The organism is Janthinobacterium lividum (assembly GCF_034424625.1).
GTDB lineage: Bacteria > Pseudomonadota > Gammaproteobacteria > Burkholderiales > Burkholderiaceae_D > Janthinobacterium > Janthinobacterium lividum.
Map to the genome: position 1 here is coordinate 1,774,539 of NZ_CP139976.1, position 21,716 is coordinate 1,796,254.

Sequence of the window (21,716 nt, forward strand, 5' to 3'; positions counted from 1 at the left end):
CGCCCGGCGCAAAAAGTGGTAATCTCGCCCCGTTCACGACCATTTATGAAGAAGGATTATTATGCGTTTTCTGCGTTTCTTGCGTCCCCTGCTTGCCGCCGTCACCCTGGTGGCGGCCACCGGCGGCGCCATGGCGGCCGATACCGGCTTTACCACGCTCCCGACGCCAGTGCGCACGGACACGGGCAAGAAGGTGGAAGTGGTCGAGTACTTCATGTATTCCTGCCCGCATTGCTACGCGCTCGATCCGCTGATGCACGACTGGGTCAAGAAGCAGGGCGACAAGATCGCCTTCCGCCGGATCCACCTGGCCTTCAATGGCCCGAAGGATCCGCAGGCGCACGCCTATGCCACCCTGGAAGCGATGGGCCAGCTGGACCAGTTCCACGACAAGATCTTCCGCGCCATCCACGTCGAGCGCAACCGCCTGAACCGCGATGACGCCATCCTCGACCTGCTGGTCAAGAACGGCATCGACAAGGCGAAATACCTGGACATGTTCAATTCCTTCGGCGTGCAGACCAAGCTGAAACGCAATGAACAGCTGATCACGGCCAGCAAGATCGACAGCGCGCCGACCATCGTCATCGATGGCCGCTTCGTGACGTCGCCGGCGCAGCTGTCGCGTCCGGGGCAGTCCGAGCCTCAGACCCAGACAGCGACCCTGCGCGTGATGGATGAACTGGTGGCGCGCGTGCTGAAAGAGCGCGCCCCGGCGCCAGCGAAGAAGTAAGCGGAGCGCATCATGAAACAGCTGCCCTGGACCTTGTGCGCACTGGCTCTTGCCCTCGTGGCGTGGCTGGCGATTGCGATCGTCAGCGTGGAAAACCAGCGCAATGCGCTGGTCACCAAGGCGTGCGTGGACCCCGCGTTCAAGAACGAGGTCGACGCGAAATGCCTGGCGTCCGTGCAATCGCGCGAGCACTGGTGGCAGCACCTCGCCTACGCCATGACGCATTTCAGGTCATAGAACGCCGGATAAAATCTACTGCGCGTCGCGCTTTGCGGCCGGCGATGCTCACCGTACTAGAGTACGGTTGCGCTTCTCGGCCACAAATCACTGCCGCTCGCTACGATTTTCTCCGGCGTTGTGACGATAAGGAATAGACAGACAAACTGCCCGCCTTGCGCGGGCTTTTTTACGCCTGCAGCTTACAGGTATCATGAAGCCACAACCATTCAGGAGGAACGATGAAGGAAGTGATCTTGATTACCGGTAGCAGCCGCGGCATCGGCGCGGCGACGGCACAGCTGGCGGCGCGCCAGGGCTATGCCGTGTGCATCAATTATGTGCGCGATGCGCAGGCGGCCGAGGCGCTGTGCGCGCGCATCGTGGCCGAGGGGGGCGATGCCATCGCCGTGCAGGCCGACGTCAGCGACGCGCAAGACGTGGAACGGCTGTTTGCGGAAGTCGATGCGCGCCTGGGGACGCTCACGGCGCTGGTCAACAATGTGGGCGTGCTGGAGCAGAAATGCCGGCTGGCCGATATCTCCGTGCAGCGCCTGGAACGCGTGCTGCGCACCAATGTGATCAGTTATTTCCTGTGCTGCCAGCAGGCCGTGCGGCGCATGTCGACGGCCAACGGCGGGCAGGGCGGGCGCATCGTGAACGTGTCGTCGGCAGCCGCGCGCCTCGGCTCCCCGGGCGAATACATCGATTACGCGGCCTCGAAAGGCGCCGTCGATACCCTGACCCTCGGCCTGGCGAAGGAAGTGGCGGCCGAGGGCATCCGCGTCAACGGCGTGCGGCCCGGCATCATCTATACGGAGATCCACGCTTCCGGCGGCGAACCGGGACGGGTGGCGCGCCTGGCGTCCGGCGTGCCCATGCAGCGGGGCGGCCAGCCGGAAGAAATCGCTGACGCCATCCTGTACCTGCTGGGACCGGGCGCCAGCTATGTGACGGGCAGCATCCTCGACGTGGCGGGCGGGCGCTGATTTCCACGCATTTTCAACTTCTGCAAGCAAGTGATTCAAGCGCGGGGCCAATTATCAAATAGGGCAAGCGAGTCCAGAATGGCGGGGTGCCATTGCAGCAGGCACACCGATCAACCCACCTGGATTCATTATGCCCGCACCTGTTCTTGCCCCCGCCATCCTGGCCCTTTCTCTGCTGGCTGCCGCGCCAGCCCATGCCGCCGTAAATCTGCCCATGCCGGCCCACCTGGCCGGCGCCGCTGCCACCGACAAGGTGGTACTGGCGGCGCGCCGCTATGCCGCGTTCTGGCAGAGCGGCGACCCGGCCCTGGCGCGCCTGGCGCTGGCCGATGATTTCAACGACCGCACCTTGCCCGCCGGGCGTGCGCAGGGATTGGCCGGTCCGCTGCAGGCATCTGACGTGTTTCATGCGGCCGTGCCGGATTTGCAGGTGGCCATCGAGGACATGCTGGTGGCCGGCGACCGGGTCAGCCTGCGCCTGCATTTCACGGGGCGCTTCACGGGCGTCTTCCCCACGCCGCAGGGACCCTTGCAGGGACAGGGGCAAGCCATCGATTTCCATGCCTTCGATCTGTACCAGGTCAATGCGCAGGGCCGCATCAGCGACAACTGGCACCTGGAAGATAATCTGACCCTGCTGCGCCAGCTGGGCGTGCTGGCGCCCTGATGACGGCCCGCTAGCCTTGCGCCGGCAGGGCCGCGAACTGCTGCAGCAGGAATTCGATCAGCAGGGCCACGCGCGGCGGCTGGAAGCGGCTGCGCCGGTACAGCAGGTTCAGGGGGACGCTATCGGCAAAGTAATCGTCGAGCACCGTCTGCAGGCGTCCGGCGGACAGGTCGCCGCCGATGTCGAGCAGGGATTTGTAGGCATAGCCATGGCCGGCCACGGCCCAGCGGCGGATGATTTCGCCGTCGTTGCTGTGCCAGGCGCCTTGCGGGCGCAGGCTATGGCGCTTGCCATCCTCGCGGTAGCGCCACTCCTGCGGCGCACCGTCGCCCGCCGTGAGCACGAGGGCCGGCAGCATCGCCAGGTCGCGCGGCGTGGCCGGCATGCCCACTCTGGCGGCCAACGCGGGAGATACGCACACGACGCGCCGGCCAGGGTGCAGCAAACGCGCCACCATGTCGCTGTCGGGCAGTTCGCCGTAGCGGATGGCCAGGTCGATGTCGTCCTGCACCAGCCTGGCCGTGGCGTCCGTCAAGGTCAGCGCATGGCGCACCTGCGGGTGCTGGGCGGCAAAGCGGTCGAGCATCGGCAGCAGCAGCTGGCGGCCGATGTCGGACGGCGCCGAGATGCGCACCACGCCGCGCACGCCGGCGCCGCCTGCGTGCAAGCCGTCTTCGGCCTGCGCCAGCAAGTCCAGCGCCTGTTCGCTGTAATGGCGGTAGTGCAAACCCTCTTCCGTCAGGCGCAGCTGGCGCGTGGTGCGCTCGAACAGGGTGACGCCCAGCGCCGTTTCCAGGCGCGCGATGGCGGCGCTGGCGGCGGCCGGCGACAGGCCGTGCTTGCGGCCCGCCGCGGAAAAACTGCCCAGCACCGCGGCGTCGAGGAACAGGGCGATTTCCGCCAGGCGCCCGGCGCCGCCGCTGCGGATCATGCCGGGTGCGCGGCCACGGGCTTCGGCGCCGGCGCAGAATGGGGCGTGATCACCACGGTGCAAGTGGTGCCGGCCACCAGCAATTGCCCTTTCGGCTGCTCGTCGATGTGGATGCGCACGGGCACGCGCTGCGCCAGGCGCACCCAGTTGAAGGTGGGATTGACGTCGGCCAGCAGTTCGCGGCCCGTGGCGGCGTCGCGGTCGGTGATGCCGCGCGCGATGCTCTCGATGTGGCCGTGCAGGGTGCCGCCGCTCATCAGATTCATTTCCGCCTTGTCGTCCTGCGCCAGCATGCCCAGCTTGGTCTCTTCGAAATAGCCGACGACATAGTACGAGGCGCTGTCGATGACGGCCAGCTTGGCCGCGCCGACGGCGGCGAAATCGCCCTTGTGCACGTTCAGGTTCGTCACGTAGCCGCTGACGGGGGCGCGCACGGTGGTGCGTTCCAGGTTCAATTGCGCCAGCGCGCGCGCGGCCACGGCGGCCTGCACCTGCGACGAGGCCGAGCTGGCGGCAAAGGCGGCGCTTTCGCGGCTTTCCGTCGAGATGATGCTGGCGTCAAGGCCTGCGCGGCGCTGGGCTTCCTTGCCGCGGCGTCCCTGTTCCGTCCTTTGCGCGGCCAGCACCGCGTCGGCCTGCGCCAGTGCGCTCGTGTAGCGTTCCTTGTCGACGACGAAGAGCACGTCGCCCTTTTGCACCACCTGGTTGTCGCGTACCAGCACGTCCGTGACGGTGCCGGCGACGTCGGCACTGATGTTGACAATGTCGGCCTTGATGCGGCCGTCGCGCGTCCACGGCGACTCCATGTAGCGGTCCCAGACGGTCTTGCCTATCCACAGCGCGGCGGCCAGGAGCAGCAAGGTGATTGCATAGCGGGTCAGTTTGCTTACCATGTCGGCAGCCTTTCCTTGATGGGGTTGAACAGTTTTTTTTATTTGTAAAGCGATAAAGCCAGCGCGCCAAAGATGGCGATGAAAATGCACAGCCGCGCCAGCGACGGGTGCCACACCATGCGGTACACGCCCAGCCAGCCCAGCACGCGGTCGAGCAGGGTTTGCAGGCCGATGCTGAGGATGAACAGGGGCAGCAGGGTAGGAATCAGAATTCCGAACAGGGCGAATTCACGCGGCATGGTGGTCTCCGGCGCCAGGCGCCATATGGTCGAGTAATGAGGTATAGATCGAATGCAGGTCGGCCAGCGCCGTGTGCAGGCGCAGGTCTTGCTCCTGCTTGCGTTCTGGTGTCGCACCGGCTTCCGTCTGGGCCGCGCGCACGACGGCGCCCGCCTGCAGGGTGGCTGCCAGCGCCGCCTGCAGTGCCGTTTCGCTGCGCGTGCGCAGCCAGGCGGCGATGTGGTCCACGCACTGCTGCAGCGCGTGGCGCGTGGCGCCTGGCCGGGCCGTCGCGATCAGTTCGCGCAATTCGATCACCGAGTGGCCGATTTCCAGCAAGGTCAAGGCCTGGCGCACGACGGCGCGCGCAGCCTCGCCCGGCGCCGGTCCGGCCGCCGCATTGAGCTGGCTGAGCAAGTCGCGCACGCGGTTGTCGAAACGATGCTTGACTCTTCGCGCCGGCGCCGTGCACGCATGCAGCGCTTCGCGCCACAGGGCACGGCCGATGTGGTCCTTGTGGCCCATCGTGTGCTCGGGCAGCAGCACGGCAAACACGAGGGCCGCCAGCATCAGGCCCACGATCAGGGCCATGCCCGTGTTCAAGAAGGCCGCGCCATCGACATGCATCAGATTCGTCGGCGCCATCTGCGTGATGAAGGTCGACACGCCCAGGCCCACGCCCAGCTTGGCGGGATTCGTCATCAGGTACAGGCCGACGGCGAGGAAGGGCGCAAAACTCAGTACCAGCATGGGGAAACCGTCGCCGTGCACCAGCACGAAATACACGCACACGAGCGACAGCGGCATGGCGATGAGGAAGCCCGCCAGCACCTGGCGGATCATCATGATGGGACGCGGCGAGGACGAGGCCAGCGCGCAGAACACGGCCGCCATCAGCATCGCCGTGCTGGCGTAGGGCCAGGCGAGGAAGTAGGCGCCCAGCGCCAGCAGGGCCAGGCTGATGGCCGCGCGCGCGCCGCTGGCGATCACCAGCGCGGGCGGCGTCTTCGGCGCATAGGCCCGCGGCGTGCTGATTTCCAGGGGCGTGTCGTGCGCCAGGCTGAAATACACTTCGTGAAAGCGGCTCATGTCGCGCGCGAAGCGCTCCAGCAGTTCGCACACGGTGTCGAAATCGATGCGCTGCGCATGCGCGATGGTCGCGCCGTCGATATCCGAGCGGGCCTGCGCCAGGGCCGTTTGCAGGTGCAGCTGCATGGTGTCGAGCGAGTCTTGCGAAGGCGTCGCCTGCAGCGCTTCGGCGACGATGGCGTACAGGGGCGCGCAGGCCTGCATGACTTGGGTTTCGCCATCGCGCTGCAGGCGGTCGAACAGGCGGTGAAAGGTGTAGAAAGTGGTCAGCGCCGTCATGAAGGTGGCGTTGAAGGCGTGCAGCTTGCGGTTTTGCGCGCGCACGTGGCTGACCTTGCTGGTGACTTCGAACAGGGCGGCCGAGCGGCCCAGTTCCAGCGCCGCGACGTCGGCGGCAAACTGCAAATGCGTCAGTTCCACCTGCGCCGGCGTGAGCTTTTGCTGCAGCACGTCCTGGCAAAAGGTGAGGAATTTGCCGTAGCGGGCCTGCACCGTGCGCATCACCTGCGTGCCCTGGTGGCGCGGCAGCAGCACGCTGGAGACGGCCGTCGAGCAGATGATGCCCAGGCTCACTTCTGCCACGCGCGTGACGGCCAGCGCGAACACCTGCATCGGCTGCTCGATGGCGGGCAAGACGATCATGCAGGCCGTGTAGCCAGCCAGCACGTACACATACGATTGCGCGTTGCGGTGCAGGGCAGAGCCGCTCGTGCACAGGCCCACCCACAGGGCCAGGCCGGCGAACAGCAGCACGGGCTGTTGCGGGAACAGGCCGATCAGGGTCAGCGCGGCCGTGCATCCGAGCAGGGTGCCGCACAGGCGGTAAAAGCTTTTTTCCAGCACCATGCCGCTGCTGGGCAGGGCCAGGATGATGGTGGTGGTCATCGCCGTGCTGGGCGAATCGAGACCCAGGCGGTAGGCCAGCCACAGGGCGCAGAAGGACGCGATGAGGGTCTTGCCGACGTAGATCCAGCGTTCGCCTTCCGTTGCGCGCCAGTCCTGCAGCGCCAGCGCCAGCCAGTGGGCCGCCCGGGTCAGGGGGCCGTGTGTGAATTTGGTTGCTGTGGCTGGCGTCATCGATAGGCTATCAGTTCTGGTTGTTGAGATTGTTCAGGTTGCGCAACTGGCGCATGTACAGCTTGTCGAGCACTTGCAGCTCTTCGTCCGTGAACCCTTCATACAGGGCCGAGGTTTCCTGGTACACATCGGGCAATGCCGTTTCGATCAGTGCGCGGCCCTTGTCGGTCAGCGAGATCATCACCGAGCGGCGGTCGCCGGGACGCGTGCCGCGGTGGATCAGGCCGCGCGTTTCCAGGTCGTTGCACACGCGCGTCAGGTTGGCCGGCTTTTCATGGCAGGCCATGCCCAGGGTGCAGGCGTTCGAGGTTTCGTCGTCCGTGCCGTACAGCACGGCCAGCACCATGTAGCTGGCATCGACCAGGTCGTGCTTTTTCAGCGCCGCGTTGGTCAGGTCCTTCATGCCTTTTTGAATGTGGTACGTCATGCGCAACAGGCGCATCAGTTCCATGGGGAAGCCTGGCATGCGCGTGCGGATGTTTTGCAGCCGCTTGGAGGTGGCGTCAAAAGCGGTCATGTCATATTCCTTCATGTGTGAATAAAGTTCCGATTGTATCTTGTTGGGCTAGGGCAATGCCAGGATTGCAAGCTCAGATGCCGCCTCCCAGTGCATTCATCAAGGAAACGTACAGATCGAGCTCGCGTGCCCCATTCTGCGCCTGCTGCTGTTCTTCCGCCAGCAGCGCCACTTGCGTGTTGAGCATGTTGATGGCGTCGCTCATGCCTGCCTTGTAGGCCTTCTCCGCCAGGTCGCGCGCGCGCTGCGCCGTGGCCAGCGCCTGCACGGTCAGCTGGTGCTGTTTGGCCAGCGACTGGGCGCGGGTGACGGCGTTGGCCACGTCCGACATGGCGTTGATGACGGTGGCGTTGTATTGCTCCACGGCGCCGTCGTACACGGCCGTCTGGCTGCCTAGCTGGGCGCGCAGGCGGGCGCCGGCGAAGATGGGCAGGCTCAGTGCGGGCGAGGCGCCGCGCACCTGCGAATTGGCGTCGAGAAAGTGGCTGAAGCCGAAGGCCTGGAAGCCGGCAAAGGCCACCAGGTTGACGTTCGGGTAGAACTCGGCCTTGGCGGCATCGATGCGCTGCGCCGCCGCTTCGACTCTCCAGCGCTGGGCGGCGATGTCGGGACGGCGGCCGATCAGGTCGGCCGGCAGCGCGGCGGGAATGGCCAGCGGCTGGTCCAGGCGCAGCACGGGCCGCGTGAGCGCCGCACCGGCTGCGGGGCCCTTGCCCGACAGGGCCGCCAGCTGGTTGCGCAGCAGGGCCAGCGATTCGGCCGACTGTTCCAGCTGGCGGTGTCCCGCCGGCAAGGTGGTTTCGATCTGCGCCACGTCGATGTCCGTGCCGATGCCGGCGGCCTTGCGCTGGCGCGTGATGTCGAGGATGCGGGCGCGCTGCGCCAGGCTGCGTTCGATCACGTCCTGCAGCTGGAATTCATACGACAGCTGGATGTAGGTGCGCACCAGCGCCGTTTCCAGGGCCAGGCGGGCCATCTGCGATTCGGCCGACGCCATCTGCACGTCGCCCAGGGCGGCGGACAGGGCGGCGCGGTTGCGGCCCCACAGGTCCAGGTCGTACGAGGCCGTGACGGTGGCCTGGTTGCGCCAGGCGTAGTTGCCGGCCAGCGGCGCCGGGGTGCTGCCGTGCTGGGAATACAGTTCGCGGTTGATGGAGACATTCGCGTCCGCTTGCGGACGGGTCTTGTCCTCGGCCGCGCCGGCCAGCGCCTCGGCCTGGCGCACGCGCGCCTGGGCGCCGCGCAGGGTGGGACTGTCGGCCAGCGCCTGCTCCATCAGGCGGTTCAATTGGGGATCGTGCAAGTCTTGCCACCATTGCGTGCGCGGCCATTGGATGGCGGCGCTGGCGGCGGCATCCATGGCCTGGCTCGCTTGCAGCTTGTTGGCGTCGAGCATGGCCGATTGCGGCGCGATATGGCCCATGTCGGCGCAAGCGCTCAAGGCAAGGATCAGGCTGGCGGCAAGCAAACGGCGGTGCAGGGACATGCAGGGACTCCGGGAAAGATCGTGTTGGGGTGAGGCTGACAGCTCGCCGCGGTGAGCGCCGGGAGTGGCCCGGGTGCTGCGCCGCAACTGAGGTGTGTTACTGACTGAAACCGGCTGACTGGTTTCTTATTTCACGACGTGTTTTGCCGTTTGCGCGACATCAAAGTCCGCTTCCGTTTGCGGGATCAGGCCAGCCTTGCGGGCGGCGTAGAACTCGGCCATGACTTGTTCGCGCGTCACGTTGCTGGCGGCGGTGGCAGGCGTTTTCGGGTAGTCGACTTCGCTGGTGGCGATTTCGCCGGCGTTGCGGGCACGGATGTATTCGGCCGTGACGTCGGCGCGTGTGAGTTGCTGGCTGGCAGCGGCTGGCGCGGCGCTTTGAGCGAAAGCCGACGTGGCGGTGGTGATGGCAAACAATGCTGCGATGAGTGATTTGGCTTGCATGATAAGACTCCAAAATGTGCATGATGGCTGGGTGGATGGGCCGGATCGCCACGTACCGGTCGGTTCGGCGGCAGGGCGCTGGTGGGCGCCGTACCGCCGATGAAGCAGTTTCTGGATGAGAAGATGCTTACTTGAATTAACTATAGCAATGAATAGTACATTTGTGAAGTAATTTATGAAAATATTTGTGCGTCGCTGCATTTGCCCCAGGGAAAATGCCGTGCAGGCGTGCGCCGCTGGCCAGGCCAGGGGAGTAAGCTGGTTTTTTTATCAACGGGAGCCAGCCATGAGCAGCAGTTCACTCGATCCGGACAATTTGCCCGTCACGCCCGACCGTATCCTGGGCAGCGGCCATGGCAAGGGCGCGCTTGGGCCCAGCGACAGTTCCGACAGCGGCAGCGACATGCAGGGCGTGCCGGGCCAGGACCCGGAAGCGCTCGAGAACGACAGCGATGCGGCCGGCACGGGCGAGCGGGCTGGCGTGGAGCCGCGCAATACGGCGCCCGATGGCGGCGATATCGACGTCGACCATGTGGAAAGCGTCGCGCCCGTGCGGCCGGCAGAGGAGGAGGGCGAGGGCGAACCCGGCGGTCCGCGGGGGACTGCGCCGCGCCCCTGACAGCTGCTGGCGGCACGGTGGCCACGAATTACTGTCTCTCCTGCGCCATCAGCGTAAAATGTGGTCAGGGCGACGTGCGCGCCGCCATGGCCAGCCGGCCGGCACAGGATAGGATGTCAGAGGATGCAAACGCAGATGTCGGAAGAGAAAGAAAAAGACTTGATGTCGATGTACCGCGAGACGCGGCCGCGCGAGTTTTTTGGCGAAAAAAGTAACACCAATCACCTGGCCTGGAGTTTGCTGGTGGTCTTGCTGGCGTTGGCGTTCTGGCTTGTCGTGGCCCTGGCGGCGGCGGAAAACCAGCGTTATGCCCTGGAAACGAAGGCTTGCCAGGATCACGTGTTCCCCACGGAAATCGACACGTCTTGCCTGAAGCAGGTCAAGTCGCGCGATCACTGGTGGCAGCACGTGGGCCACGCGCTGGTGCGCATGGGCGCCTGACCTCGGCGCGATCTGGCTGAACCTGGCGGCGGCGGGGGCCGCTGCGGTGATGGAGCGATAGTGCGGGAGGCGCCATGCCACGCGATCACTCGCGCGAGCAGCCGCAATGGCTGCTGGCGCGCCACAGTGCCTTGACGGCGCGCCAGTTGCTGCGCGCCTATGGCTTGCTATGCCTGTTTTCCCTCGTGATAGCCGCCGCCTTTGCGCTGCGCGGCCTCTGGTACATTCCCGTCTTTTCGTTTGCCGAGCTGGGCCTGGTGGCCATTGCACTGCTGCATTATCTGCGCCATGCGCGCGACTATGAACACATCGCCTTGCGCGACGGCGAGCTGATCATTGAACAGGTCAGCGCCGGGCGCTGCCGGCGCCACCACTTTTCGCCGTGGCGCACGCGCATCGCCATGCCGCAAGGGCCGCGCCAGTTGATACGCATCAAGGATGTCGGCCAGGCTGGCGCGCATGTGGATGTGGGCGTGTTCGCCACGCCCGAACGGCGCCGGCAAGTGGCGCAGGAACTGCTGGCCCTGCTGCCACCGCCAGCGTAGTCGCCTTACACGGCCCGCGACGGGCCTTCCCACAGATTGATATGCCCTTCGCGCGCCTGCACGTCGATGGCGGCCAGCTCGTCGGCCGTGAATGACAATTGCTGCAGCGCGGCCACGTTTTCGCGGATTTGCGCGCTGCTGCTGGCGCCGATCAGGGTCGAGGTGACGCGGGGATCGCGCAGCACCCAGGCCAGCGCCATCTGCGCCAGGGTTTGCCCCCGCTGCGCGGCGATCTGGTTCAGCGCGCGCACGCGGGCCAGGTTTTCCGCGCTCAGGTGCTTTTGCAGCAGCGAACCGCCGCCGGGGCGGTTGACGCGCGCATCCTGCGGCACGCCATCGAGGTATTTGTCGCTGAGCAGCCCCTGCGCCAGCGCCGTGAACGTGATGCAACCCATGCCTTGCTCCTGCAGGGTGTCGAGCAAGCCGTCTTCCTCGATCCAGCGGTTGAGCATATTGTAGGCCGGCTGGTGGATCAGACACGGCACTTTCCATTCTTTCAGCAGTTTGGCCGCCTCGGCCGTCTTTTGCGGAGAATACGACGACAGCCCCACGTACAGCGCCTTGCCCTGCTGCACGGCCGTGGCCAGCGCGCCCATGGTTTCTTCCAGCGGCGTGTCGGCGTCGTAGCGGTGCGAGTAAAAGATGTCGACGTAGTCGAGGCCCAGGCGCTGCAAGCTCTGGTCCAGGCTGGCCAGCACATATTTGCGCGAACCGCCGCCCTGGCCGTACGGGCCCGGCCACATGTCCCAGCCTGCCTTGGTGGAAATGATCAGTTCATCGCGGTATGGTAAAAAATCGTCGCGCAGCAGCTTGCCGAAATTGCTTTCCGCGCTGCCATACGGTGGGCCGTAGTTATTCGCCAGGTCGAAATGTGTGATGCCCAGGTCAAACGCCGTGCGCAGCATGTCGCGCTGGGAAGCGAGGCTGTTGCTGTCGCCAAAGTTGTGCCACAGTCCCAGCGACAGCAGCGGCAGTTTGAGCCCGCTGCGCCCGCAGGTGCGGTATTGCATGCTGTCGTAGCGGTTCTCGGCGGCGTGGTAGGTCATGGCATCTCCTGGTTGAATGAAGTGCTTATTTTCGCGCAAAATCAAGGTCTGCGTGCGTGCGCCTTGCGCGCGAAGGGACGCGCCTTACAATAAGCGTTGAGAAGTCTCGCAAGGAGCGGTCATGGAAATCGAATTGAAATTGTTGCTGGCGCAGGAAGATGTATTGCGTTTGCGCGCGCACCCGCTGCTGGCGCAGTCTGGGCAAGGCGAGCCGCAGCTGCTGCAGATGCACGATATCTATGTCGATACGCCCGATTTGCAGCTGTGCCGCCAGCAGGCGGGCTTGCGCGTGCGCCAGGTGAACGGGCGCTGGGTGCAAACCCTGAAGGCGGGCGGCACTGTCAGCGGCGGCTTGCACAGCCGCCACGAGTGGGAAGGCGAAGTTCCCGGGCCGCAACCGGACCTTGCCGCGCTCGATGCGGCCATCGGCCGCAAGCAGCCGATCCGCGCGCTGCTGCGCCAGGACGCCATCCGCGACGCCTTGCAGCCCGTGTTTACCACGCGTATTGAGCGCACCGTATGGCAGCTGCGCACGCCGCAGGGCGACCAGATCGAATGCGTGCTGGACCAGGGTGTCATTGAAAGCGGTGCGGATGGGGCGGATGGCGCCGTCCGCAGCGTGCCCGTCAGCGAGATCGAACTGGAGTTGAAGCAGGGGCAGGCGGCCAGCCTGTTCGACGTGGCGCTGGCCCTGCTGCAAGACGTGCCGCTGCAGCTGGGCCACATGAGCAAGGCGGAACGCGGTTACCGGCTGGCGGCATCCTATCCCTTGCAAGCCGTCAAGGCGCAGCCCCTGGCGTTGGACGCGGCCATGTCCGTGGAGCAGGTATTCCTGGCCATCGCCGGCAATTGCCTGGAGCAAGTCAGCGGCAACCAGGATGGCGTGGCGGCGGGCGAGGACGTGGAAAGCGTGCACCAGATGCGCGTGGGCCTGCGCCGCTTGCGCTCGGCGCTGGGCATGTTCAAGTCCCTGCTGGCGCTGCCGGACGCCTTGAAGGGTGAACTCGGCTGGCTGGGCGGCGCGCTGGGCGAGGCGCGCGATTGGGATGTGTTGGCTGGCAATACCCTGGCGCAGCTCGATGGCGAGGCGGCCTCGGATGCGGCGGCGCTGGCGGAGGCGGCGCATGCGCAGGCGCGGTTCAAGCACGTGCAAGCGGCCCAGGCCGTCACCTCGGCGCGCTATACGGCCTGCATGCTGGGCTTGCAGCGCTGGCTGCAGGCGTGCGCCTGGCGCGACAATTGCTCCGCGCGCCAATTGCGGCGCCTGGACGCGCACGTCTTGCCGTTTGCCCGCGCGACCCTGCGCAAGGACCAGCGCCGCCTGATGAAGCGCGGCAAGCGCCTGATGGATGCCACGCCGCAGCAGCGCCATCGGGTGCGCATCGCGGCCAAGAAGACGCGGTATGCGACGGAATTCTTTGCCTCGCTGTTCGCCGCGCGCACCGTGCAGCCGTATGTGGGGCGGCTGTCGCTGCTGCAGGATGAACTGGGTTGGCTCAACGATGTGCAGGTGGCGGACCGGCTGCTGCAGCAACTGCCCGAGGTTCAGACTGGCCAGGCTGACCAGTCCGCCCAGTCCGCCCGGGACGGCTTGCGGTTGCACGCGGCCTTCGTGCGCGGCTATCTGGCGGCGCGCGCGCAGGCGCAGGGCAGCGATGGCCGCATGCACAAGGCCTGGCGGCGCTTCAAGGCGGCCCGCTTGCCGGCCTGAGCCCGCTCTTGCCGGAGTATCAGGCCAGGCCAGGCCAAGCCAGACCAGGCGCGGCTAGGCCAGCGGGCGCTGCAACCGGCGTTCGAGGATGGCCAGCGGCGATTTGTGCGGGGCGGCCATGGCGCGCACCGGCAGCAGCCAGGTTTGCTCCAGCGCATGCTGTCCCCGCAGGGCCGCGTGCGATACGGCGTCACTGAAGACGATCCACGTCTGGCCCGGCGCGAACGCATGGGTGTGCTGTTCCACCTGCGCCTGGTAGCCCAGGTCGGCCTTCATGGCGTCGTGCAGCTGCAGCATGTAGTGGTCGTAGGGCGTGCGCCTCGACTTGGTGATGCCCAGCCATTGCAGCAGGGTAGCCAGCACGGGTTGCGGACGCTTCGCGACGGGTAAAAAATGCTGTGCCACCTGCTCGAATGGCGCGCCCAGTTTCCACACGCGGGGTGCGTCGCGCGGATGGATGTTGGTGAAGACGCGCAGGATGCGCCGGCCCTGCGTGGGCGAGGAGGGAAAGCTGTCGACATGCAGGCGCGTATCGTCCTTGCGCCAGGAACTCGCCCGGCCGGCGATTTCCACGGGGCGAAAGCTGCCCTTGCCTTGCTGAAGATGGGAAGAATAGCCAGGCAGCAAGCCGCCCAGCAAGCGCTGCGTGTGCCGCGCGTAGCGCTGCATCAGCGCGGCCAGCAGGGCCGCATCGTAGGCATCGCCGTGGCCGCGCACGCCGCGCGCCGGTTCCCAGCTGATATTCTTGGCGCTGCTGGCGTTACCCACCGCGCCGTTCAGCAGCGCATGCTCTTCCTGTCGCAGGGTGAAGCCCAGGCGGGGCAACAGCAGCACTTGCCCATCTTCGAGTGCCTTCAGCGCCGCCGCCTGCTGCACGGCGCTGCCGCTGGCGTCCCACTGGTTCAGGGAAATGTCGATGAGTTTGCTCATGGCACAAACGGGGAAGACATCGGAGCGGCCAGTATGGGCGCCTGCCGCCCGCTCCCGTTTGCGTTAGCGCAGGTTCAGCTCACAGTTTGCTGTTCTGGCAGCCGGCGCTCACGCATTCGCGCACGCGGTCTTGCAGGAATTGCGCGCGTTCGATGGTGGTGCGCGTGGCGCAATCGAGGTTCACATAGAAGCCCGAGCCATCCTTTTTCGAGCATCGCTCGTTGCGCTCGCTGATCCAGGAAAGCTGGCCCGATTTCAGCTTTTGCTTGCCGCCGGCATCGAGCTGGGCAGCGAGTTTCTTGTAGTTGGCGTTGAGTTCCTTGTCCGCTTCCTGGTACACCTTGTTGAGGCAATACAGGCCATCGAAGTCGTTGCGCGGCGTGTCGCAGGCCGAGTTGGCGAAGGCGGAGCCGGAGGCGCAGAGCAATAGGGCGAGCAGGCATTTTTTCATGGAGTGCTTTCAGAAAGTGGTGTGGCAGGATAGGCGAGCAAGGCAGCGCTCTTGCGCATCGTATAACATTTTCCATTCGGGCCGCAGACGCTTGCGGGCGCGCCCGCAAGCGTGCCGTCAATAGGCCAGGCGGCCCGGCACGCTCACTTCGATCTGCGTGCCGGCGCCGGGCCGGCTGTCGATGCGCAGCCTGGCCCCGATGGCGGCGGCGCGCTCGCGCATGCCGACCAGGCCCCAGTGGCCGGGCCGCTGGCCCGCCTGCGCCACGGCGTCATCGAGGCCGCAGCCGTCGTCGCGCACGCGCAGGGTGAATGCCTGCTCCGCATAGTCGAGTTCCAGCATGATGTTTGCCGCCTCGGCGTAGCGCGAAGCGTTGAACAGCGCTTCGCGCGCGATGGCATAGATTTCGTCATGCACGCGCGGCTGCAGGCGCCGGCAGATGCCGCTGACATGCACCGTGAAGGCGTGCGCGCGGTGCTCGGCCAGGCCCTTGCCGAATTGCTGCAGCGCCAGCCGCAGTTCGTCGGGTTCGGCCGAGGCGCGCAAGTCCATGATCTGGTCGCGGCCTTCGATCAGCAGCTGGTCCGCCAGGTTGAGGGTGCCATCGAGGCGCGCCCGTTCGCGCGTGCCCTTGGGCAGCATGTCCGCATGCGCATGGAACGACAGGATCAGGCCTTGCACGCTTTGCAGCAGCGTATCGTGCAGCGAACGGGCGATGCGCGAGCGCTCGGCCAGGCGCTCCTGCAAGCGTTCCTGCAACCGTTCCTGCATATTGCGCGTCAGGTGGCGGATGCGCAGCACATAGCCGCCATACAGCAGCAGCGCGGCGCCCAGCGCCAGCAGCACGACGAACCACGGCGTTTGCACGAAGGCGGGCGCGATGACGATGTCGAGCCCTGTTCCCTGCGTGTTCCAGACGCCGTCTTCGTTGGCGGCCGTGACGTCGAAGCGGTAGCTGCCGGGGGCAAGGTTGGTGTAGTACGCTTCGCGGCGTCCCACCGCCTCCTGCCAGCCCGTGTCCACGCCTGCCAGCCGGTAGCGCAGGCGCACGCGTTCCGGCATCGACAGGCTCAGGGCCGTGAAGCCGATCTGCAGGGTCTTGCTGCCTTGCGGCAGGTGCTGCGGCTTGCCATCGTCCAGCGCGTAACGCACGCCATCGGCCAGCAAGCTGTGGATCTGCACGGGCGGCGCCAGGGCGTTGCGGCGGATGTGCAGCGGGTCGAGCATGGCGATGGTGGCCGAGGTGGAGAACCACAGCTTGCCATCGGGCGCATGGATCAGCGACGGCACGGGGCGCAGTTGCGAGGCATGGCCCTGCAAGCCGTCGAGCGCGTCGAAGCGCTCCGAGGCAACAGCGCTGCCGTCCCGCATCCACGCGGCCAGGCTGGCGGCAGCGATATGGTCGATGCCATCCGCGCCATGCAGCCACAGGTCGCCGTCCGGCAGGCGCACGATGCCCGATACGCCGCGAAACGCCGCCCCGCGCGCGCCGCGCAAGGTGTGGAAGCGGCCGGCGCGGTACAGGGCCACGCCGTTTTCGCCGCCGGCCCACATCGCCTCGCCATCGCGGTACAGCTGCAGCACGGTACCCACCTGCAAGCCCTCGGGCGCGCCGAGCCGCTTGACGGCGCCTGCGCGCTGGCCATCGGCCACCAGGCTGAGCGTATTGTCGGCATGGCCCAGCCAGACGGTGCCGGCGCCATCGATCGCCATGGCCGTGGTCAGCACCGCCGGCAGGCCGGACAGGCCGCCGTCGGCGATCCATTTTCCTTCGCTCAGGCGAAACAGGCCGCCGCCGGAAAACGAGGCCCACAGGGCGCCCGAGCGGTCCTGCTGCAGCGCCTGCGGATCGAGTCCCAGCACGGGCGGCACCACGCGCGTCATGGCGCCGTTGCGCGCGCGATGGTGCAGCTCCTGCTCGTTGCCCAGCCACAGCGTGCCGTCGGGCGCCCAGTGGCTGGCCGCCAGCGCCCCTTTCAGTATCACTTTCTTTACTCCGTCGGCGGTAAAGCTGCGCACGTCGCCGACGTAGTCGCCGATCCACACGTCGCCATCGGGTCCCGGCAGCATGCCGGGATGGTCGAAGGGCGCGGCAACGGCCAGGGTCTTCAGGCGGTTCGGCCGCAGCCGGTCCAGGCCCGTCGAGGTGCCGAACCACAGATTGCCTTCGCGGTCCTGGAACGACGTTTGCGGCAGCGGGCCGCTGATGCCGTTCTGGCGCGTCAGGCGCTGGGCCGGCAGGCTGGGGCCGGAAGGATCGAACTTGCGCTCAATGCCATCGGGCTGCATCAGCCACATGGTGCCGGCGCGGTCGAAGCGGATGCCGTTGCCCCTGGCGTCGGGCCGGATGGGCGCGTCGCCGCGCGGCGCGCTGGTGCGCACGCGATAGTAATTGCTTTGCGCGTCCACAGCCCAGATGGCGCCATCGGGCGCTTCATCCATGCTGGTGAGCATGGTGCGCGGCCATGCATGGGAAAAGCGCGTCTCGCCCGGCCTGCGGAAAAAGACGCCGTGCATGGTGCCCATCCACTGCGTGCCATCGCGCCCGAACAGGATCTGGTACACGCGCTTGTCGGGCAGGCCCACGTTGGCGGCCTGCGCTTCGAAGCGTTGCGCGCCCGGCGCCAGGCGCGCCGCGCCATCGCGCGTGCCGACCCAGATGGCGCCGTCGGGCGCTGCCTCGACATGGAACACGGCGCCCGGCGGCAAGCCGTCCGCTTCCCCGTACGTGCGCGCGCCATCCTTGCGAAAGACGCTGACGCCGCCCAGGCGGTAGCCGACCCAGACGGCGCCGTCAGGTGGCGTGGCCAGGCCCAGCACATTGCTCGACGGCAGGCGGTGGCCGTACACGCTGTCGACGCGGTCGAAGCGCACGCCATCGTAGCGGTACAAACCGGTGGCCGTGGCGATCCACAGCCAGCCATCCTTGCCCTGGGCGAATTTCAGTACGTCGACGGGCGCGCCTTGCAGAGCGCCCCAGGCGTTGTGGGTATAGTCGGACAACAGGGGCGATGGGGCGGCCGCGCACGCGTGCAGGTGGCACGCCAGCAGGGGCAAAATCAACAGGCGGCGCAGCAGGCGAGCGGACATCGGGGCAGGGCGGGGTGGGAAGATGCTGATTGTAGCGCAGCGCCTCGCCTTTCAGCAGGCAAAAAAAAGCCCGCGCGGGGCGGCGCAGGCTTTTTCTCCTTACGTTGACAGGAACTGCTTACGCGAAGTTCTTGGCAACGAAGTCCCAGTTGACCAGGCCCCAGAACGTTTCCACGTACTTGGCGCGCAGGTTGCGGTAGTCGATGTAGTAGGCGTGTTCCCAGACGTCGCAGGTCAGCAGCGGCTTGTCGCCGGTGGTCAGCGGGCAGCCGGCGTTCGAGGTGTTGACGATGTCGACGGAGCCGTCGGCTTTTTGCACCAGCCAGGTCCAGCCCGAACCGAAGTTGCCCACGCACGACTTGGTGAATTCTTCCTTGAACTTGTCGAACGACGACCATTTGGCGTTGATCGCGTCAGCCACGGCACCCGCAGGCGCGCCGCCGCCGGCCGGCTTCATGCCGTTCCAGTAGAAGGTGTGGTTCCATACTTGCGCTGCATTGTTGAAGATGCCGCCCGACGATTTCTTGATGATCTCTTCCAGCGACAGGTTCTCGAACTCGGTACCCTTGATCAGGTTGTTCAAGTTGGTGACATACGCCTGGTGATGCTTGGCATAGTGGTATTCCAGGGTTTCTTTCGAAATATGCGGCGCCAGAGCGTCCATTTCATACGGCAGTGGTGGCAGAGTATGTTCCATGTGATGTCCCTTTGTGGTGAATGTTCGGAGTCTTCCAGCCTGCGGCCGGAGGGTTGAGCCAAGCTTGCTTGAAGCAGGCATTCTTGCTGAACGAGCCACTATTGTAAAGCGGATGCGCCATTGCTGCAGATTCCCGCATGCGTTGCGGATGCCGTTCGCGTACTGATTCTCGTTCAGCCTGAATCGGGCGGAAAAGTTCCCAGCCGCAAGCCTCAGCGGATGCGGCGAGTGGTTTCCCGCACGATCAGTTCCAGCGGCGGAATGGCTGCCTGCACGGCTTCGCCATTGATTAGGCCCAGCAGCGCTTCCGTGGCGATGCGGCCGATGTCGTACAGGGGCTGATGGATGGTGGTGAGCGGCGGCGTCGTGTAGGACGAGCCGGGCAAGTCATCGAAGCCGACGAGCGAGATATCGTCGGGCACGCGGATGCCCTTGCGGTACAGGCACAGGCGCACGCCGTAGGCGGACAGGTCGTTGGCGGCGAAGACGGCGCTGAACTGCTGCTGCGTATCAAACAAATGGTTCATGGCCAGCATCCCGCTTGCTTCGTGGAAATCGCCTTCCACCATCAGCTTCGGGTCGATGGCGATGTCCGCTTCGCGCAGTGCGCGCTGGTAGCCCGTCAGGCGCTCGGCCGCATCCGTGTTGTTGGCGGGGCCGGCCACGAAGGCGATGCGCCGGTGGCCCAGTTCCACCAGGTGGCGCACGGCCAGGTAGGCGCCGTATTCGTTGTCGAGCTTGAAGCCGATGGCGCTTTTCGTGGCCAGCAGGCGGCCCGTCGAGACGATGGGGCGCTGCTGCGAGAAATCGAGCACGCTCTCGTCCGAGATGCGCCCCGACAGCAAAATGATGCCGTCCACCTTTCTTGCCAGCAGCAGGCGGATGCGGTCCGCCTCTTCCTGCGCATTCCAGTGCCCGCTGACGATGACGGACGCATAGCCCGTGTCCTTCAAGCCATCGTCCACGCCGCGCAGGCTTTCGTCGAAGAAGGGGCTGGAAATGTCCTGCACCACGATGCCGATGGTCATCGAGCGGCCTTTTTTCAGCCCCTGTGCCATCTGGTTCGGCGCGAATTTCATGTGGGCGATCGCCGCCAGCACGGCGTCGCGCTTGTCGTCGGAGACCCTGGCCGTGCCATTCAGGATGCGCGAGACGGTGCTGGGCGACACGCCGGCCTGGCGTGCCACGTCGAGCAGGGTGGAAGGGGGAGCAGCGTGGGCGCTATCGTTCAATGTGATTCCTGGGTATCAAGATGGCTGGTTGTCAGTGCTCTGAAAACCTTTTCAACGAAAGATTACCATAAATGCCCACGGGCCCGTAGGTCGGGTTAGCCCTGCGGGCGTAACCCGACATATTGTTGGCCGTGCATGTCGGATAACGCGCTCGCGCGCCTCGGTGGCCCGCTAATCCGACCTCCATATGAAAACGTTTTCACAAAAAACAACGGCAGCGCAAATGGCGAATTTTTGCGCTTTTTCATAGGAGAGCACGCACCACGGCGTGCCGCTTGCCATGCTGCCTTCAATAAAAATGACAACTTTTTCGGTTGACTTGATTTTCTTTGCGGTGTTAAATGGACACATGTTGTGAAAACGTTTTCAAGATAGAAGACGCTCAATAAACGGAGATGAAATAATGAAGTCAAGCATCCTTGGCGCCGCCCCGCTGGCAGCGCTGACCCTGGCCGCCAGTGTGGCCGCCGCGCCCGCAGCCGTTCCGCCGGCTGCAGCCCTGCCGACGCTGGCCCCGGCCACGATTACCGTCGCCTCGTTCCCCGACCTGGACCGCGCCGTCAAGGCGGCCTTGCCCCTGTGGGAAAAACTGTATCCGCAGGTGAAGGTCAAGCTGGTGAGCCTGCAGATCGACGACCACCATAACTCGATGACGACGGCGCTGGCGGCCGGCGCGCGCCTGCCCGACGTGATGGCCATCGACTTCCGCTATGTCGGCAGCTTCGCCGAATCGAAGGGCATGGAAGATTTGCTGCAAGCGCCATACGGGGCAGGGCAGTACCGCGCCCAGTTCGTGCCGTTCACCTTCGTGCAGGCGACCAGTTCGCGCGGCACTCTGGGCGCCATGCCGGCCGACCTGGGACCGGGCACCCTGTTCTACCGCAAGGACCTGATGGACAAGGCGGGCATCAAGGAAACCGACCTGACGCAATCGTGGGAGTCGTATATCGCCGCCGGCAAGAAACTCAAGGCCGCCACAGGCACCTATCTGCTGGCCGGCGCCAGCGACCTGGCCGACATCTATATCCGCGCCAATTTGAAAGATGGCGAAGGCATTTACTTTGGCGACAAGGGCCAGGTGCTGGTCGACTCGCCCCGCTTCGTGAAGGCGTTCGAGCTGGCCAAGGCGGCACGGGTGGCGGGCATCGATGCGCGCACCGTGGCCTGGACGGGCGAGTGGGCCGAAGGCTTCAAACGCGACAAGGTGGCCAGCCAGATGATGGGATCGTGGCTCAGCGGCCACCTGGCCAAGTGGCTGGCGCCGGCTTCGTCCGGCCAGTGGCGCGCGGCGAACTTGCCGGCCGGTGCGCTGGCGTCGTACGGCGGCTCCTTCTACGGCATTCCGAAAAAGGCGGCGAATAAAACCCAGGCCTGGGAATTCATCAAGTTCATGACCGTCAACAAGGATATCCAGCTGCACTCGCTGAAAGAGATCGGCGCCTTCCCGGCCCTCAAGGCAGCCTATGCGGACCCGATGATGGACGAGCCGCAGGCGTACTTCGGCGGCCAGAAGACGCGCCTGCTGGCGCGCGACACGGCGGCGAAGATCCCCGTCATCCGCGTCGACAAGTTCGACGCCGTGGCGCGCGACATCGTCAACATGGAACTGGAAAGCGTGCTGGCGCAAAACAAGGATATCAAGACGGCCCTGGCCGACGCCAAGGCCCTGATCACCCACCGCGCGCGGCGCTAG

The 21,716-nt window shown here is 65.7% G+C and carries 22 protein-coding genes; 9 read left to right on the top strand and 13 right to left on the bottom strand.

Features of this window, described 5'->3' with window-relative positions:
* Nucleotides 1–61: 61 nt before the first annotated feature.
* The 4 genes from U0004_RS08055 to U0004_RS08070 all read left to right on the top strand — a co-directional run bounded on the left by U0004_RS08055 (nucleotide 62) and on the right by U0004_RS08070 (nucleotide 2,605).
* On the top strand, nucleotides 62–733 hold the full coding sequence (locus U0004_RS08055; RefSeq protein ID WP_034782052.1) for a thiol:disulfide interchange protein DsbA/DsbL: 672 nt from the start codon (nucleotides 62–64) through the stop codon (nucleotides 731–733).
* 12 nt (nucleotides 734–745) lie between these two features.
* Complete coding sequence (locus U0004_RS08060) at nucleotides 746–970, top strand: hypothetical protein (RefSeq protein WP_070253496.1); 225 nt, start codon at nucleotides 746–748, stop codon at nucleotides 968–970.
* 221 nt (nucleotides 971–1,191) lie between these two features.
* On the top strand, nucleotides 1,192–1,938 hold the full coding sequence (locus U0004_RS08065; RefSeq protein ID WP_070253497.1) for an SDR family oxidoreductase: 747 nt from the start codon (nucleotides 1,192–1,194) through the stop codon (nucleotides 1,936–1,938).
* Nucleotides 1,939–2,068: 130 nt separating this feature from the next.
* Complete coding sequence (locus U0004_RS08070) at nucleotides 2,069–2,605, top strand: ester cyclase (RefSeq protein ID WP_070253498.1); 537 nt, start codon at nucleotides 2,069–2,071, stop codon at nucleotides 2,603–2,605.
* Nucleotides 2,606–2,615: 10 nt separating this feature from the next.
* On the opposite strand, the gene U0004_RS08075 is transcribed toward U0004_RS08070, so the two are convergent.
* The 7 genes from U0004_RS08075 to U0004_RS08105 form a co-directional block, all read right to left on the bottom strand.
* On the bottom strand, nucleotides 2,616–3,536 hold the full coding sequence (locus tag U0004_RS08075; RefSeq protein ID WP_070253499.1) for a LysR family transcriptional regulator: 921 nt from the start codon (nucleotides 3,534–3,536) through the stop codon (nucleotides 2,616–2,618).
* Nucleotides 3,533–4,429: an efflux RND transporter periplasmic adaptor subunit gene (locus U0004_RS08080; protein ID WP_070253500.1), complete on the bottom strand. Its 897-nt coding sequence runs from the start codon at nucleotides 4,427–4,429 to the stop codon at nucleotides 3,533–3,535. The genes U0004_RS08075 and U0004_RS08080 overlap by 4 nt, the downstream gene beginning before the upstream one ends.
* Before the next feature lie 38 nt (nucleotides 4,430–4,467).
* Nucleotides 4,468–4,668, bottom strand: coding sequence for a DUF1656 domain-containing protein (locus tag U0004_RS08085; RefSeq protein WP_070224633.1), 201 nt, complete (start codon nucleotides 4,666–4,668; stop codon nucleotides 4,468–4,470).
* Nucleotides 4,658–6,814 (bottom strand): FUSC family protein, encoded by a 2,157-nt coding sequence (locus U0004_RS08090; protein WP_070253501.1) that lies wholly within the window; start codon nucleotides 6,812–6,814, stop codon nucleotides 4,658–4,660. The genes U0004_RS08085 and U0004_RS08090 overlap by 11 nt, the downstream gene beginning before the upstream one ends.
* A gap of 10 nt (nucleotides 6,815–6,824) precedes the next feature.
* The gene (locus U0004_RS08095) at nucleotides 6,825–7,331 is read right to left on the bottom strand and encodes a MarR family winged helix-turn-helix transcriptional regulator (RefSeq protein WP_034782299.1); all 507 of its coding nucleotides are present in this window, start codon (nucleotides 7,329–7,331) and stop codon (nucleotides 6,825–6,827) included.
* Between the two features lie 73 nt (nucleotides 7,332–7,404).
* A complete protein-coding gene (locus U0004_RS08100; protein WP_070253502.1) occupies nucleotides 7,405–8,817 on the bottom strand; it encodes an efflux transporter outer membrane subunit in 1,413 nt (470 codons plus the stop codon).
* Nucleotides 8,818–8,943: 126 nt separating this feature from the next.
* Nucleotides 8,944–9,261: a DUF4148 domain-containing protein gene (locus tag U0004_RS08105; RefSeq protein WP_034782066.1), complete on the bottom strand. Its 318-nt coding sequence runs from the start codon at nucleotides 9,259–9,261 to the stop codon at nucleotides 8,944–8,946.
* 286 nt (nucleotides 9,262–9,547) lie between these two features.
* Between U0004_RS08105 and U0004_RS08110 the strand changes: the two genes are divergently transcribed.
* From U0004_RS08110 to U0004_RS08120, 3 genes are all read left to right on the top strand, one after another.
* Nucleotides 9,548–9,880: a hypothetical protein gene (locus tag U0004_RS08110; RefSeq protein WP_070253503.1), complete on the top strand. Its 333-nt coding sequence runs from the start codon at nucleotides 9,548–9,550 to the stop codon at nucleotides 9,878–9,880.
* A gap of 123 nt (nucleotides 9,881–10,003) precedes the next feature.
* Complete coding sequence (locus U0004_RS08115) at nucleotides 10,004–10,321, top strand: hypothetical protein (RefSeq protein ID WP_034782067.1); 318 nt, start codon at nucleotides 10,004–10,006, stop codon at nucleotides 10,319–10,321.
* 74 nt (nucleotides 10,322–10,395) lie between these two features.
* On the top strand, nucleotides 10,396–10,866 hold the full coding sequence (locus U0004_RS08120) for a DUF2244 domain-containing protein (protein WP_070253504.1): 471 nt from the start codon (nucleotides 10,396–10,398) through the stop codon (nucleotides 10,864–10,866).
* Nucleotides 10,867–10,871: 5 nt separating this feature from the next.
* On the opposite strand, the gene mgrA is transcribed toward U0004_RS08120, so the two are convergent.
* Entirely contained in the window at nucleotides 10,872–11,912 is a 1,041-nt protein-coding gene (mgrA, locus tag U0004_RS08125) for an L-glyceraldehyde 3-phosphate reductase (RefSeq protein WP_070253505.1), read from the bottom strand.
* A 121-nt stretch (nucleotides 11,913–12,033) separates the two neighbouring features.
* Between mgrA and U0004_RS08130 the strand changes: the two genes are divergently transcribed.
* Nucleotides 12,034–13,623 carry a CYTH and CHAD domain-containing protein gene (locus tag U0004_RS08130; RefSeq protein WP_070253506.1) on the top strand — a complete coding sequence of 530 codons (1,590 nt, stop codon included), beginning with the start codon at nucleotides 12,034–12,036 and terminating at the stop codon, nucleotides 13,621–13,623.
* Between the two features lie 54 nt (nucleotides 13,624–13,677).
* Here U0004_RS08130 and U0004_RS08135 read toward each other — a convergent pair whose 3' ends face one another.
* The 5 genes from U0004_RS08135 to U0004_RS08155 form a co-directional block, all read right to left on the bottom strand.
* Nucleotides 13,678–14,553, bottom strand: a complete 876-nt coding sequence (locus U0004_RS08135) for a Kdo hydroxylase family protein (RefSeq protein WP_070253507.1) — start codon at nucleotides 14,551–14,553, stop codon at nucleotides 13,678–13,680.
* A 79-nt stretch (nucleotides 14,554–14,632) separates the two neighbouring features.
* A complete protein-coding gene (locus U0004_RS08140; protein WP_070253508.1) occupies nucleotides 14,633–15,004 on the bottom strand; it encodes a lysozyme inhibitor LprI family protein in 372 nt (123 codons plus the stop codon).
* A gap of 117 nt (nucleotides 15,005–15,121) precedes the next feature.
* Entirely contained in the window at nucleotides 15,122–18,094 is a 2,973-nt protein-coding gene (locus tag U0004_RS08145; RefSeq protein ID WP_070253509.1) for a sensor histidine kinase, read from the bottom strand.
* A gap of 118 nt (nucleotides 18,095–18,212) precedes the next feature.
* Nucleotides 18,213–18,791, bottom strand: a complete 579-nt coding sequence (locus U0004_RS08150) for a superoxide dismutase (RefSeq protein WP_034751750.1) — start codon at nucleotides 18,789–18,791, stop codon at nucleotides 18,213–18,215.
* A gap of 212 nt (nucleotides 18,792–19,003) precedes the next feature.
* Nucleotides 19,004–20,023 carry a LacI family DNA-binding transcriptional regulator gene (locus U0004_RS08155; RefSeq protein WP_034751748.1) on the bottom strand — a complete coding sequence of 340 codons (1,020 nt, stop codon included), beginning with the start codon at nucleotides 20,021–20,023 and terminating at the stop codon, nucleotides 19,004–19,006.
* Between the two features lie 403 nt (nucleotides 20,024–20,426).
* Between U0004_RS08155 and U0004_RS08160 the strand changes: the two genes are divergently transcribed.
* Nucleotides 20,427–21,716: an extracellular solute-binding protein gene (locus U0004_RS08160; RefSeq protein ID WP_070253510.1), complete on the top strand. Its 1,290-nt coding sequence runs from the start codon at nucleotides 20,427–20,429 to the stop codon at nucleotides 21,714–21,716.